General features: G+C 72.9%; 11 protein-coding genes. 7 read left to right on the forward strand and 4 right to left on the reverse strand.

Annotation, left to right across the window (positions count from 1 at the left end; translation table 11 throughout):
- Positions 1 to 53: 53 nt before the first annotated feature.
- Positions 54 to 1,847: a protein kinase gene (locus tag ACGFZP_RS09580; RefSeq protein WP_392930357.1), complete on the forward strand. Its 1,794-nt coding sequence runs from the start codon at positions 54 to 56 to the stop codon at positions 1,845 to 1,847.
- A 25-nt stretch (positions 1,848 to 1,872) separates the two neighbouring features.
- Here ACGFZP_RS09580 and ACGFZP_RS09585 read toward each other — a convergent pair whose 3' ends face one another.
- Positions 1,873 to 2,961, reverse strand: coding sequence for a phosphotransferase (locus ACGFZP_RS09585; RefSeq protein ID WP_392930359.1), 1,089 nt, complete (start codon positions 2,959 to 2,961; stop codon positions 1,873 to 1,875).
- 69 nt (positions 2,962 to 3,030) lie between these two features.
- Complete coding sequence (locus tag ACGFZP_RS09590) at positions 3,031 to 3,702, reverse strand: response regulator (protein ID WP_392930361.1); 672 nt, start codon at positions 3,700 to 3,702, stop codon at positions 3,031 to 3,033.
- 377 nt (positions 3,703 to 4,079) lie between these two features.
- Here ACGFZP_RS09590 and pdhA point away from each other — a divergent pair, with 377 nt between their 5' ends.
- Genes pdhA through ACGFZP_RS09605 form a run of 3 tightly spaced genes read left to right on the forward strand, consistent with a single transcriptional unit; the run spans position 4,080 to position 7,662 of the window.
- Positions 4,080 to 5,234, forward strand: coding sequence for a pyruvate dehydrogenase (acetyl-transferring) E1 component subunit alpha (gene pdhA / locus ACGFZP_RS09595; RefSeq protein WP_392930363.1), 1,155 nt, complete (start codon positions 4,080 to 4,082; stop codon positions 5,232 to 5,234).
- Complete coding sequence (locus ACGFZP_RS09600) at positions 5,234 to 6,208, forward strand: alpha-ketoacid dehydrogenase subunit beta (protein ID WP_392930364.1); 975 nt, start codon at positions 5,234 to 5,236, stop codon at positions 6,206 to 6,208. The genes pdhA and ACGFZP_RS09600 overlap by 1 nt, the downstream gene beginning before the upstream one ends.
- Before the next feature lie 14 nt (positions 6,209 to 6,222).
- Positions 6,223 to 7,662, forward strand: a complete 1,440-nt coding sequence (locus ACGFZP_RS09605) for a dihydrolipoamide acetyltransferase family protein (protein WP_392930366.1) — start codon at positions 6,223 to 6,225, stop codon at positions 7,660 to 7,662.
- A gap of 183 nt (positions 7,663 to 7,845) precedes the next feature.
- Here the strand turns inward: ACGFZP_RS09605 and ACGFZP_RS09610 are convergent, their stop codons facing one another.
- Positions 7,846 to 8,817, reverse strand: a complete 972-nt coding sequence (locus ACGFZP_RS09610) for a hypothetical protein (protein ID WP_392930369.1) — start codon at positions 8,815 to 8,817, stop codon at positions 7,846 to 7,848.
- Positions 8,818 to 9,032: 215 nt separating this feature from the next.
- Here ACGFZP_RS09610 and ACGFZP_RS09615 point away from each other — a divergent pair, with 215 nt between their 5' ends.
- From ACGFZP_RS09615 to ACGFZP_RS09625, 3 genes are all read left to right on the forward strand, one after another.
- On the forward strand, positions 9,033 to 10,265 hold the full coding sequence (locus ACGFZP_RS09615; RefSeq protein WP_392930371.1) for a benzoate/H(+) symporter BenE family transporter: 1,233 nt from the start codon (positions 9,033 to 9,035) through the stop codon (positions 10,263 to 10,265).
- 184 nt (positions 10,266 to 10,449) lie between these two features.
- On the forward strand, positions 10,450 to 11,682 hold the full coding sequence (locus ACGFZP_RS09620) for a M64 family metallopeptidase (protein ID WP_392930373.1): 1,233 nt from the start codon (positions 10,450 to 10,452) through the stop codon (positions 11,680 to 11,682).
- An 84-nt stretch (positions 11,683 to 11,766) separates the two neighbouring features.
- On the forward strand, positions 11,767 to 13,158 hold the full coding sequence (locus ACGFZP_RS09625; protein WP_392930375.1) for a nitrate/nitrite transporter: 1,392 nt from the start codon (positions 11,767 to 11,769) through the stop codon (positions 13,156 to 13,158).
- A 60-nt stretch (positions 13,159 to 13,218) separates the two neighbouring features.
- Here ACGFZP_RS09625 and ACGFZP_RS09630 read toward each other — a convergent pair whose 3' ends face one another.
- The gene (locus tag ACGFZP_RS09630; protein WP_392930377.1) at positions 13,219 to 14,031 is read right to left on the reverse strand and encodes a Bro-N domain-containing protein; all 813 of its coding nucleotides are present in this window, start codon (positions 14,029 to 14,031) and stop codon (positions 13,219 to 13,221) included.
- Positions 14,032 to 14,095 lie beyond the last annotated feature (64 nt).

Here is a 14,095-nt window from a genome sequence, read left to right on the forward strand (position 1 = left end):
GACACGAAGCGACAGGGCACCGCGATCCGAGCGAAGGCCCGGGGCGAGGAGCGATGGCACAGACGCAGCAGCCGGACGACGAGGGCGCCCACCGGGCCGGTTCGGCCGGCGGACCGCCGAAGGCGCCCGCACCCGGCAGCGACAGCGCCCCGACCACCGCGCTCCCGCCGGTCGGCAGCGGCCCGCAGACGCCCGGCCGCGGCACGGCCGCCCCGCTCGGCACCGTCGGTGACGGCCGCTACCGGCTGACCCACCGCCTCGGCCGCGGCGGGATGGCCGAGGTGTTCGCCGCCCAGGACGTCCGGCTCGGCCGGACCGTCGCGGTCAAGCTGCTCCGCCCCGAGCTCGCCCAGGACGACATCGCCCGGCTGCGGTTCACCCGCGAGGCACACGCAGTCGCGGCGCTCAACCACCACTCGATCGTCGCGGTGTACGACACCGGCGAGGAGCACGTCGGCGAGGAGTCGACGCCGTACATCGTGATGGAGCTGGTCGAGGGCCGGACCGTCCGCGAGCTGCTGGTGGACGAGGAGGCGCCGCCGGTCGACCAGGCGCTGATCATCATCGCCGGGGTGCTGGAGGCGCTCGCCTACAGCCACCGGCACGGCATCGTGCACCGCGACATCAAGCCCGCCAACGTGATCATCACGACCGCGGGCGCGGTCAAGGTGATGGACTTCGGCATCGCCCGCGCGCTGACCGGCGCGGCCAGCACCATGACCCAGACCGGCATGGTGATGGGCACCCCGCAGTACCTCTCGCCCGAGCAGGCGCTCGGCAAGCCGGTCGACCACCGCTCCGACCTGTACGCGGCCGGCTGCATGCTCTACGAGCTGCTGACGCTGCGCCCGCCGTTCACCGGCGACACCCCGCTCTCGGTGGTCTACCAGCACGTCCAGGACCCGCCGGTGCCGCCGTCGCAGGCGAACCACCGGGTGCCGGGCGGGCTCGACCCGCTGGTGCTGCGCTCGCTCGCGAAGAACCCGGACGACCGGTTCCAGGACGCGGACGAGTTCCGCGCCCACGTCCAGCACGCACTGCGGGAGATCCACGGCGCGACCGGCGCCTGGGCGGCGGGTGCGGCCGCGGCCGGGCTGGCCGCCGCCGGGCAGGGCCAGACCGGCGCCACCCAGCTGATCGGCGAGTACGGGGACAACTCCGCCACCGGGCCGTTCGGCGGGGGAGCCGCCGGCGACCCGACGGCGCTGCTGCCCTACCAGGTGCCCGGCGGCCCGCAGACCCCGTCGGCGCCCTACCCGGCGGTGTCCGGCCCGTACGGCGGCGGGAACGGCGGCCACGACGACGGCGGCGACGGCGGCGACGGCGGGAACGGCAACGGCTCCGGCCGTCGGCGCGGACCGTGGGGCTGGGTGGCCGGTGCGGCCGCGGTGCTCGTCGCGTCCGGTGTCGGCATCGCGTTCGCGCTCAGCGGCAACGGCGGCGGCACGACCCACAACCCGACGCCCGCCCCGTCGGTGTCGGTGACGACCTCGCCCGAGGCCACCACGGCCCCGTCGACCGGGACCAACGCGACGACCGCGCCCTCCCCCCAGAACAGCACCCGGCGCACCCAGCAGCCGTCCGACAACACCAACAACTCCCCGGCGCAGCCGCAGAGCTCCGGCAAGCACACGCAGTCCCCGACGGCGCCGGCCACCGGCACCAAGCCGTCCCCGACGGCCACCCAGAGCCCGAGCAGCACGCCGAGTACGACGACCACGCCGACGACCGGGACCTCGCCGTCCGCGGCGCCGACCCAGAGCCAGACCCAGTCGCAGCCGCCGCCGAACCAGAGCACCGCCCCGAAGCCGCCGGTGACCGGCGGAGCGACCACGCCGGCTCCCTGACCGGCCGGGCCCCTGACCGTCCGGGTCAGTTGGCGAAGGCGTCCAGGACCTGCTCGTACTCCTGGCACCACCACGCCAACTGGCCCGCCGCGGCGGGGTAGAGCGGGTCGGCCCGGTGGTCGGCGCGCTGGTAGCGCCACTGCAGCATCCAGAAGTCGTTCAGCCGCTCCCACCAGACCCGGTGCACCGCCGCTGCCAGGTGGTCCGCGGTGGCGGCCCCGGTGGCCCGGTAGGCCTGGGAGTAGCGCCGGACCCGGACGAGGTCGAGCACTCCGGACGCCCGGTCGTTGAAGACCAGGGTGGCGGCCCGGACGGCCTCCTCGGCGCGCGGCTGGGGTCCGAGCTTGTCCCAGTCCAGGACGGCCGCGATCCGGCCCTCCCCGTGCAGCAGGTTGAGCCCGTGGAAGTCGCCGTGGGTCCAGCCGGTGGGCGGGGCGGCCTGCGGGGCGGGCCGGCGGTGGCCGTACTCGGCGAGCAGCTCCAGGCGCTCGGCGAGCCGCCGTTCGACCAGGGTGTCCAGTTCTCCGTAGGGGCGGTGGGCCCGGGCCCGGCGGCGCAGGTCCCGGGCGAGCTCGGCACTGTCCAGCGGGTCCGCGCTGCCGTAGCCGCCGGGCTGGACGAGGGGGGCGCAGACGTCGTCGAGTGCGCCGTGCAGCCGACCGAGCAGCGTGCCGAGCGCGTCGCACTGCGGCAGGGCGAGGCCGGTACCGTGCCGGTGTCGGCCATCGACCCAGGGGAAGAGCGCGAACAGCCGGCCCCCGAAGGCGGTGACCGTGCCGGCCCGCTCGGCACGGGCCAGCGGGGGCGCGACGGGCAGTCCGAGGGTCTGCAGGGCGGCCATCGCGCGGTGGTGGGCGGCGATCGAGGTGCGGTTGGCGGTGGCGGCGTCGACGTAGCACTTCAGGAAGTACGTCCCGGCCTCGGCGGTGACGCGGTAGCCCCGGTTCAGCAGGCCCTCGGCGACCGGTTCGGCGGTGAGCAGCCGGCCGACCCGGTAGCCGCGCAGGACCTCGGCGAGCGCGGAGTGCGGGACGGGTGGGCTGAGGGTCCCTATCGGGGGAGCGGAGAGGTCGGGGCGGGCCGGGGGACAGGCGAGGGTCTGGCTGAAAGTCACAGCCAGAGGTTAGGGCCCCCTGACGGGGGTCCTTGACAAGTGGTCAACTCTGTGTATGAGGGGCCTGTTTCAGTGCTGGTGGTCGCTCTGGTGGTCGGCCTGGTGGCGGGCGACGAAGGCGGCGGCCTGGGTGCGTCGCTCCATCCCCATCTTGGCGAGCAGACTGGAGACGTAGTTCTTCACCGTCTTCTCGGCCAGGTGCAGCTCGTTGCCGATCTGACGATTGGTCATCCCCTCGCCGATCAGATCGAGGATGCGGCGCTCCTGCCTGGTGAGCTGGGAGAGCCGTTCGTCCTCCTTCTCCCCGCCGTCGCGCAGCCGCTCCAGCACCCGGCTGGTGGCGACCGGGTCGAGCAGGGACTTGCCGGCCGCGACGTCCCGGACGGCGGTGATCAGGTCGGTGCCGCGGATCGCCTTCAGCACGTAGCCGGAGGCGCCCGCCATGATCGAGTCGAACAGCGCCTCGTCGTCCGAGAACGAGGTCAGCATCAGGCACTTGATCTCCGGCAGCCGTGAGCGGATCTCCCGGCAGACCTCGACCCCGTTGCCGTCCGGCAGCCGTACGTCGAGCACCGCGACGTCGGGTTCCACGGCCGGGATCCTGGTCAGGGCCTCGGCGACGGTGCCGGCCTCGCCGACCACCTCGATGTCGTCCTCGACCGAGAGGAGCTCGTGGACGCCCCTTCGGACCACCTCGTGATCGTCGAGCAGGAATACCCGGATTTGTCCTTTATCAGTCACGCCCAAAGCCTCCCATATCACCCTACAAATGACCTCTTGCCCGAAGCGGCGGAGCAGCGTTATCCGGCCAGAGCGGGCAAACCCGTACCGGTAACCCCCTTACGCGGAGAGCTCTGCCCGGATAACGTGCGCTGGTGTCCTGACGGCGACCGATTTGAGAGCTGTGCCACACCCGCAGTTGTCAGAGCTCAACAAGTAGGACGTCCTAGCTCCAGCGCGCCCAGAGCCGCCGCTGGGTAACGTTCTCTGAGGGACGCCGTCGGAAAAGGATCACCACCTGCCTCACAGCCGGTGCGCACACCCACGCGCGCCCCGCGAGGCGGTGACCGGACCGGTCACCGGCGACCCCGGGCGGCCGGACAGACCGAGGAGTGAACGTGACCGTCAAAAGCACGGCGAGGGCCCGCAAGAAGGCGGCCCCCGGCGTCCCTGACACCCTCCGCGCCACGGGTACGGACGCCCAGCCGGAGCTCGTCCAGCTGCTCACCCCGGAGGGCGAGCGGGTCGAGCACCCGGACTACCCGCTCACCACGACCCCGGAGGAGCTGCGCGCCCTCTACCGCGACCTGGTGCTGGTGCGCCGGTTCGACGCGGAGGCCACCGCGCTCCAGCGCCAGGGCGAGCTGGGCCTGTGGGCCTCGCTGCTCGGCCAGGAGGCCGCCCAGGTCGGCTCCGGCCGGGCCATGCGCTCCGGCGACTACGCCTTCCCCACCTACCGCGAGCACGGCGTCGCGTGGTGCCGGGACGTCGACCCGCTGAACCTGCTCGGCATGTTCCGCGGCGTGAACCACGGCGGCTGGGACCCGAACGAGAAGAACTTCCACCTCTACACCATCGTGATCGGCTCGCAGACCCTGCACGCCACCGGTTACGCGATGGGCATCACCAAGGACGGCGCCGACGACGCGGTGATCGCGTACTTCGGCGACGGCGCCTCCAGCCAGGGCGACGTCAACGAGGCCTTCACCTTCGCCTCGGTCTACAACTCGCCGGTGGTGTTCTTCTGCCAGAACAACCAGTGGGCGATCTCCGAGCCCACCACCACCCAGACCAAGATCCCGCTGTACCGCCGCGCCTCCGGCTTCGGCTTCCCCGGGGTCCGGGTCGACGGCAACGACGTGCTGGCCTGCCTGGCCGTCACCCGCTGGGCGCTCGACCACGCCCGCAGCGGCAACGGTCCGGTGCTGATCGAGGCGTTCACCTACCGGATGGGCGCGCACACCACCTCCGACGACCCGACCCGCTACCGGCTCGCCGAGGAGACCGAGGCCTGGAAGGCCAAGGACCCGATCAGCCGGCTCAAGGCCTACCTGGACAAGGAGGGCCTGGCCGACGAGGAGTTCTTCGCCTCGATCGACGCCGAGAGCGAGCAGCTCGGACTGCGGGTGCGCGAGGGCGTGCGCAGCATGCCGGACCCGGAGCCGACGCTGATCTTCGACCACGTCTACGCGGAGCCGCACACGCTGGTCGATGAGGAACGGGCCGAGTACGTGCAGTACGCGGCCTCCTTCGAGGCGGGGGAGAACCTCTGATGGCCGGTCAGCTCAGCATCGCCAAGGCGCTCAACGAGGCGCTGCGCAAGTCGCTGGAGAACGACCCGAAGACCGTCCTGATGGGCGAGGACATCGGCAAGCTCGGTGGCGTCTTCCGGATCACCGACGGGCTGCAGAAGGACTTCGGGGACAGCCGGGTCATCGACACCCCGCTCGCCGAGTCCGGCATCGTCGGCACCGCGATCGGCCTGGCGCTGCGCGGCTACCGCCCGGTGGTGGAGATCCAGTTCGACGGCTTCGTCTACCCGGCCTTCGACCAGATCGTCTCCCAGCTGGCCAAGATGCACGCCCGCGCGCTCGGGCACGTCAAGATGCCGGTCACCATCCGCATCCCGTACGCCGGCGGCATCGGCGCGGTCGAGCACCACAGCGAGTCGCACGAGGCGTACTTCGCGCACACCGCGGGCCTGCGGGTGGTCACCCCCTCCAACGCGCACGACGCGCACTGGATGCTGCGCCAGTCCATCGAGTCGGACGACCCGGTGATCTTCCTGGAGCCCAAGCGCCGCTACTGGGACAAGGGCGAGGTCGGCGCCGCCGCGGACCTCGGGCTGCACGACGCCCGGATCGTGCGCCCCGGCGCCGACGCCACGCTCATCGCGTACGGGCCGATGGTCAAGGTCTGCCTGGAGGCGGCCGCGGCCGCCGAGGAGGACGGCCGCCGCCTGGAGGTCGTCGACCTGCGCTCGCTCTCCCCGGTGGACTTCACCACCCTGGAGGAGTCGGTCAAGCGGACCGGTCGCGGCATCGTGGTGCACGAGGCGCCGGTGTTCCTGGGCATGGGCGCCGAGCTGGCCGCCCGCCTGACCGAGCGCTGCTTCTACCACCTCGAGGCACCGGTCCTGCGGGTCGGCGGCTACTACGCGCCGTACCCGCCGTCCCGCGTCGAGGAGGCCTTCCTGCCCGACCTGGACCGCGTGCTCGACGCCGTCGACCGCGCGCTCGCGTTCTGAACCGGGGAGCGAAGATGACCACCGAAGTTCGCTCGCTCCGCGAGTTCAAGATGCCCGACGTCGGCGAGGGCCTCACCGAGGCCGAGATCCTCAGCTGGTACGTCAAGCCCGGCGACACCGTGACGGACGGCCAGGTCGTCTGCGAGGTCGAGACCGCCAAGGCCGCCGTGGAGCTGCCGATCCCGTTCAACGGGGTCGTCGAGCAGCTGTTCTTCCCGGAGGGCGCGACGGTCGACGTCGGCACCGTGATCATCTCGGTCGCGGTGGCGGGGGCGGCCCCCGCCGCGGCTCCGGCCGCCGCCGCCCCGGCGGCTGCTCCTGCTCCCGCCGCTCCCGCCGCGGCCGAGCCGGCCGAGCCGGAGCGGCGCGAGGTGCTGGTCGGCTACGGACCGCGCACCGGGGTCAGCCAGCGCCGGGCCCGCCGGACCACGACCACCACGGTGGTCGCTCCGGCTCCCGCCCCGGTCGTCCCGGCCCCCGCGCCGGTGGTGCCGGAGCAGTCCACCGGTGACCGGCCGCTGGCCAAGCCGCCGGTGCGCAAGCTCGCCAAGGACCTCGGCATCGACCTGCGCGCCGTCACCCCGACCGGCCCGGACGGGGTGGTCACCCGCGAGGACGTGCACGCGCACGCCGCGGCGGCCACGGCCGCCGCCGTGGTCGAGCCGGTCGCCCCGGCGCCGGTCGCGCAGCCGGAGCAGGTGGCCGCCGTGCCCGCCGTGCCCGCCGTGCCCGCCGTGCCCGCAGTGGGCACCGGGGACGTCCGGGTGCCGATCAAGGGCGTCCGCAAGGCGACCGCGCAGGCGATGGTGGCCTCGGCCTTCACCGCCCCGCACGTCACCGAGTTCGTCCAGGTCGACGTCACCCGCACGATGAAGTTCGTCCGCCGGCTCAAGGAGAGCGGCGAGCTGGGCCGGGACGTCCGGGTCAGCCCGCTGCTGCTGGTCGCCAAGGCGCTGCTGACGGCGATCAAGCGGCACCCCGAGATCAACGCCCAGTGGGACGAGGCGGCCCAGGAGATCGTGATCAAGGGCCAGGTGAACCTCGGCATCGCCGCGGCCACCCCGCGCGGCCTGATCGTCCCCAACATCAAGGACGCCGGGGCCAAGACCCTGACCGGCCTGGCGCTGGCGCTCGGCGATCTGATCGACACCGCGCGGCAGGGCAAGACGGCGCCGGGCGACATGCAGGGCGGCACCGTCACCATCACCAACGTCGGCGTCTTCGGCGTCGACACCGGCACCCCGATCCTCAACCCCGGCGAGGCCGCCATCCTGGCCTTCGGCGCGGTCCGGGAGCTGCCGTGGGTGCACAAGGGCAAGGTGGTCCCGCGTCAGGTCACCACGCTGGCGCTCTCCTTCGACCACCGCCTGGTGGACGGGGAGCTGGGCTCCAAGGTGCTGGCCGACGTGGCCGCGCTGCTGGAGCGTCCCAAGCGGCTGATCACCTGGGGCTGACCCGGCACCGGCGTTCCCGGGGCGGCGTGAAGGCCGGCCCGGGAACGCACGGCGGGACGCGCACGGTGGGACGCTCACCGCAGGAGAGCACACCGCAGGACGCGCGCAACAGGACGTAAGAACGGGGCCGTACCTCACACACCGCCGTGTGGAGGTACGGCCCCGCTGTTTCGGGTGCCCCGGTCAGCGCTGTCCACGCATCCGGCGGACGGCGATCAGGGCGCCGGCGCCGAGCGCGAGCAGGGCGGCGGCGGTGGCGGCGAGGAGGCTGTTGGGGGTGTGCGCGCCGGTCTGGGCGAGCTCGGGGGTGCCGGCCGGGGCGGTGGTGGCCGGGGCGGCGCTCGGGGTGGCCTTCGGGGCCTCGGCCTCGGCCTTGGGGGCGGGCGCGGCGGTGGTCTTGGCCTCGACGGGGGTGACGGGCTTCGGGGCGGCGGGCTTCGCGGTCTCGGCGGCCTTGGGAGCGGCGGGCTTGGCGGGGGTGCTGGGCTTGGCCGTGGTGGTGGGCTTGGTGTTGGTGCCGCCGGTGTCCTGGGTGCGGACGACCTTGACGGTCTTGAGGTCGGTGGCGCCGTTGCCCATGGCGCCGGCACGCCAGGTGTCGGTGACGAGCTCCACGGTGTTGACGCCCTTGGGGCTGGTGGCGGCGATCGAGTAGCGGAACTTGATGGTCATCGAGCTGCCGTTGTCGAGGCGCTGGCGCTGCTCGTAGCCGGCGTCGACGGTGTGGTAGCAGCCGGCGACGGAGGGCACGGCCTTCCAGGCGCCGTTCTCCTGGACCTGGATGCGGACGTCCTGGGTGCGCAGCGAGGCGCCGTCGCCGGGGGTGTGGATGGCGAAGGTGGGGAGCATGCCGTGGGCGTCGATGCCGGTCTTGTTGGTGACCTTGACGCTGACCTCGTTCCAGCTGCCGTCGGCGGTGACGGTGGACTTGGTGGAGGCGAAGGCGGCGTCCGGGGCGATCTCGGTGACGTTCTTGTCGTCCATCGCCGCGTGCGGGCCGCCCAGTCGCATGTCGCCGCAGGCCCAGGAGGAGTCGGCGGCGATGATCTGGACGCCGCCGGCGAGGACGGCGGTGGCGGCGACGACGGCGAGGCGGCGGCGGCCGGAGAGCGAGCGGGCGTTCTTCGCAAAAGCGGTGATAACGGACGTGCGCATGACGTGACTCCCCAGAGCATGTTCTGACGTGGATTGAAGACGGCCGGCGTTTGCTCCTGCTGAGCGGTAGCGCCCCCCGGCCTTGCCGGTCTCGCTCTCCGTGCCTTCATCCGTAAAGACGTGCATCCCCGCCGGGGGTTGCAGGTGGGTTCAGAAGTTTTTTCGGAATCTTTTGAACGGCCCGTGGAGCAGGCGCCTCCGGGATACTTCCGGGCATGACAGAGGAGCTGATAACCCGTCCGGTGGACGGTCGGACCGGACCGGACGAGCGCCGTTCGCTGCGGCGGGACGCCTCTCTCCCGGCGCTGCTGGCCGGGCTGGTGTGCATCGTGGTCGGGTTCTCCGGGCCGCTGGTGGTGGTGCTCGCGGCGGCCTCCGCCGGGCGGCTGGACCAGGCGCACACCGCGTCCTGGATCTGGGCGGTGTCCATCGGCAGCGGGCTGACCTGTCTGCTGCTCAGCTGGTGGACCCGTACCCCGGTGATCGCCGCCTGGTCCACCCCAGGGGCCGCGCTGCTGGTGACCAGCCTCGGCGCGTACCCGTACCGGGAGGCGGTCGGCGCCTTCCTGGTGTGCGGGGTGCTGGTGGCGCTGTTCGGCGTCACCGGCCTGTTCGGCAGGCTGATCGCGGCGATCCCGGCCGGGATCGTCAACGCGATGCTGGCCGGGATCCTGTTCTCGTTCGGCGCCGGGATCTTCGGCGCCGTGCACGGCGCACCCGGGCTGGTGCTCGGCAGCTTCGCGGCCTTCCTGCTGGCCAAGCGGTTCGCGCCGCGCTACGCCGTCCCGGCCGCGCTGCTGGTCGGCGCGGTGCTGGCGGCCGCCACCACCGGACTTCCGCTGCACCTCGGCTCCGGCGGCCTCACCCGGCCGGTGCTCACCGTGCCCGCATTCTCCTGGCCCGCCATGGTCGGCCTGGCGCTGCCGCTCACCATCGTGGCGCTGGCCTCGCAGAACGCCCCCGGCCTCGGCGTCATGCGGGCCTTCGGCTACCGGCCGGACGACCGGCTGGTGATCGGGGCCACCGGCGGGCTGTCCGTCCTGCTGGCGCCGTTCGGTTCGCCGGGCGTCAACCTGGCCGCGATCACCGCCGCGATCTGCGCCGGGCCGGAGAGCCACCCCGACCCGCGCCGGCGCTACGTGGCCGGGATGTCGGCGGGCGTGTTCTACCTGGTGGTGGGCAGCTTCAGCGGGCTGCTGGTCAGCCTGTTCACCGGCCTGCCGAAGGAGCTGATCGCGGTGATCGCCGGGGTCGCCCTGCTGGCCTCGCTGCAGGGCAGCCTGGCCGCCGCGGTGGCCGAGGAGCGCGGCCGGGACGCGGCGGTGGTGACCTTCCTGGCCACCGCCTCCGGGATGAGCCTGTGCGGGATCGGCTCGCCCTTCTGGGGCCTGCTGCTCGGCCTCGGCACCCATCTGGCGCTGCACGCGCGGTCGGGCGCGGCCGCCTGAGGTCACGGCCGGCCGGTGGCAGCCACCTGATCGGACTCATAGGTATGACCGGGGTGATTCGGGTCGTTCGGCCAGGTCGGTGACTTTTTCGCCGGTGCGTGGGGGAGGGCCGCCGCTCCGGGTACGTCTTCGCGTCCACCACCCGGGCGACGCCGGGTGACCGGATCCCCGAGGACGCACCCGTATGCCGCCTGGCAACCCTGGCCGTCTCGTCCGGAGTCTGGCCGCGCTCGTGCTGGTGTCCACCGCCGTACTGCCGGCCGCCCTGGAGCTGGCCGGTCCCTCGCCGTTCGGGGTGATCGGACCCGGGGCCCCGGCCGACCGGGCCGTGCCGCCGCACACCGCGCAGCGGGCCGACCTCCGGGCCGCCGGCACCGCCCCGACCGTCGACATAAGGCGCACCGGGGATCCGGCCAACCGGATCACGCTGGTGCTGCTCGGCGACGGCTACACCTCCGAGGAACAGGAGCTGTTCCGCCAGCAGGCCGACCGGGCCTGGCGCTCCCTGATGGAGATCGAGCCCTTCCGCAGTTACCAGGGGTTCTTCAACATAAGGAGGGTCGAGGTGGTCTCCGCGATCTCCGGCATCGCCGAGACCGAGAGCCGGGGCCGCAACCCCGGCACCCCGCTCGGCATGCACTTCTGGTGCGAGGGCACCGCCCGGCTGCTCTGCGCCGACGAGTCCGCCACCGCCCGCTACGCCGGCGACGGCGAGGGGCCGCAGTACCTGATCGCGCTGGCCAACTCCGGCGAGTACGGGGGCGCCGGCGGCACCGGGGTGACCACCCTGGCCGGCGGCAGCCCCGATGCCGGCCGGATCATCCAGCACGAGATAGGGCACACCGTGGGCGACCTCGGGGACGAGTACGACAGCGCGCCGGACGACGCCGACTACCCCAACCTCTCCACCGAGAGCGCCGAGGACATGCGCCGCAAGCAGACCAAGTGGTGGCGCTGGCTGGGTGCGGAGTCCCCGGACGGCGCCGGGACGGTCGGGGCGTACCGCAGTGCCAACGGCATCTACCGGCCCACCCCGGACTCGGTGATGCGCACCCTCGGCGGGGCGTACAACCTGCCCTCGCGGGAGGCGATCATCGAGGAGATCTACCGGCGGATCCGGCCGACCGACACCCCGGTGCCGGCGCCCGGCGAGGTCGTCGGGCGCCCCCGGCTGGAGGTCCGCCCGCTGCCGCTGGCCGGGGCCCGGCAGCTGCGGGTGGAGTGGAAGGTCGACGGCCTCCCGGTCGAACCGCAGGCGCCGGACCGCAGCTGGCTGGACACCGCCCGGCTGAACCTGCCGCCCGGCGAGAGCGCCACCGTCACCGCCACCGTCCGGGACACCACCGACTGGGTGCGGGACGAGGCCTTCCGGGACCGCTACATGACCAGATCGGTCTCCTGGACGCTACGGGGGTGAGGCCGTTCGTGTCCGATCCCCGGGGCGGGGAGCGGCCGCCCCCGTACCGGCGTCGAATGATGGGATGACTAATCTGGGTCCACTATGACCGTGGACCCTGCCGCCGCCGCCCGCCCGATCACCGCCCCCGGTCCCCGGCTCGGCGCCGGTCCGTCCCCGGCGGGGGCCCCGGCGGCGACCGCGGTACTGGACCCGGCGGCGGGCCCGGCGCCCGCCCCGCACTCCCCGCCCGGCGGCCGGGCCGCCTGGCTGGCCTGGTCGGTCGGCGTCAGCGTCTACGTCCTCGCGGTCATCCACCGCACCAGCCTGGGCGTGGCGGGGCTGGACGCCGCCGAGCGCTTCACCATCGGCGCCTCCGCGCTGTCCACCTTCTCCATCCTCCAGGTGCTGGTCTACGCGGCCATGCAGATACCCGTCGGCCTGCTGGTCGACCGGTTCGGCCCGCGCCGGGTGCTGCTGCTGGGCGTGGTGCTGCTGAGCCTGGGGCAGCTGGCCTTCGCCTTCTCCGCCTCCTTCGCCCCGGCGCTCGCCTCCCGGGCGGTGCTGGGCTGCGGCGACGCGATGACCTTCATCAGCGTGCTGCGGATCGCCGCCCGCTGGTTCCCGGCCGCGAAGAACCCGCTGGTCGCCCAGCTGACCGGGCTGGCCGGCATGGGCGGCAACCTGGTCACCACGGTCGTCCTCGCCCAGGCCCTGCACCACGAGGGCTGGACGCCCACCTTCACCGCCATCGCGCTGCTCGGCGTCGCCGTCTTCGCCCTGGTCGCGCTGTTCCTCCGGGAGTCCCCGGCGGGCCCGCCGGCGTCCGCCGCCGCCCCGGCGGCCCGACCGGCCGTCGGGCAGCAGATCCGGCACTCCTGGCGCGAGCCCGGTACCCGGCTCGGGCTCTGGGTGCACTTCACCACCCAGTTCCCCGGCAACGCCTTCGGCCTGCTCTGGGGCCTGCCGTACCTGGTCGAGGCCCATGGCATGTCCCGGGCCGCGGCCGGCGGGCTGCTCACCCTGCTGGTCTTCAGCAACATGGCCTTCGGCCTGCTCTTCGGCCGGCTGCTCAGCCGGACCGCCCGGGCGCGGATGCCGATCGTGCTCACCGTCATCGCCGTCACCTCCGCGGGCTGGGCCCTCACCCTGGCCTGGCCCGGCGGCCACCCCCCGCTCTGGCTGCTGGTCGGGATCATCCTGGTGATGGGCAGCAACGGCCCGGCCTCGCTGGTCGGCCTCGACTACGCCCGCTCCCACAACCCGGTCGAACGGCTCGGCACCGCCTCCGGGATCGCCAACATGGGCGGCTTCATCGGCACGATGATCACCCTCTTCGGCATCGGCGTCCTGCTCGACGCCCTGACCCCCGGAGGCGGCAGCGGCTACTCGGCGGAGGCGTACCGCTGGGCGTTCTGCTGGCTGTACGTGCCGATGCTGCTGGGGACGGTGATGATCCTCCGGCTCCGGCGGAAGGTGTCGACGGCGGCTTCGTAGGGTCTCCGACCCGGGGAAAGGTGCTGACCCTCAGAAGTCCTGAGGGTCAGCACCTCTCGATCAGCGCCCGTACTCCCGCATCAGATCGGAGATCTGCCGCGCCGTCCCGTGGATCCGGGCACCGTGCAGCTCCACGAGCAGCTGCCCGTCGCCGAGCCGGGTCGGTGCCGGGGCCTCGGCCATCAGGCGGACCAGGTCCACGAGCTTGAGCTTCGGGCAGCCCGGGATCGCCTTGCCGCCCCGGATGCCGACCCGCTCGACGATCGGGCAGGAGAAGTAGCCGCCGAACGGAGGGCCGCTGTCGTCCTCCCGGCTCGGCATGGTGAAGACCATCTCCCCGTGCCGGCAGTGCACCGTCCCGTCGGAGTGCACGTGCACACCCGGGCCGCCGCCGTGGTCGAGCTCCGCGATGATCTGGACCTGCTGGCCGATCGCCTCGGCCAGCGTCTGCGCCATCCGTCGCTGCTGGGTGGGGATGTCGGCGTCCCCGCGACGGACGGAGGGGAGCAGGTCGGTGGTGACCCACTCCTGGAAGGGCCTTGCGGTGGCTTTGTCCGACCTCATGAGCAGTCCGTACAGCCCTGCCTCGCTCACCACCCCGAGCAGCGGATTTCCCCGCCGGTAGGCTTTCTGATCTGGGAAAACGCCGTAACCCTTGTTCCGAACAAGGGTTACGGTCCGCAGATCCACCGTTCGATGGTGGCGTGCCTCCAGGACCTTCACCGCATCGGTCGGATTTCCTCGGCCCAGGACTCGGCACACGTCGGCCGTGACGAACCACGGCTCCCAGTCGATCATCACGACCCTGATCGGCTGCCCGGTGACCGGGAAGCTCGACCGCACCAGGACCATCCGCGTCTGTTCGTCGTCCATCTGGACGCCCCTCCTTCTTCCGGGTGACGACTGCCCGGAACAACGAGGCCGAACGGGTGGGGTA

The organism is Kitasatospora sp. NPDC048239 (genome assembly GCF_043202015.1).
In the GTDB taxonomy this organism is placed as follows: Bacteria; Actinomycetota; Actinomycetes; order Streptomycetales; family Streptomycetaceae; genus Kitasatospora.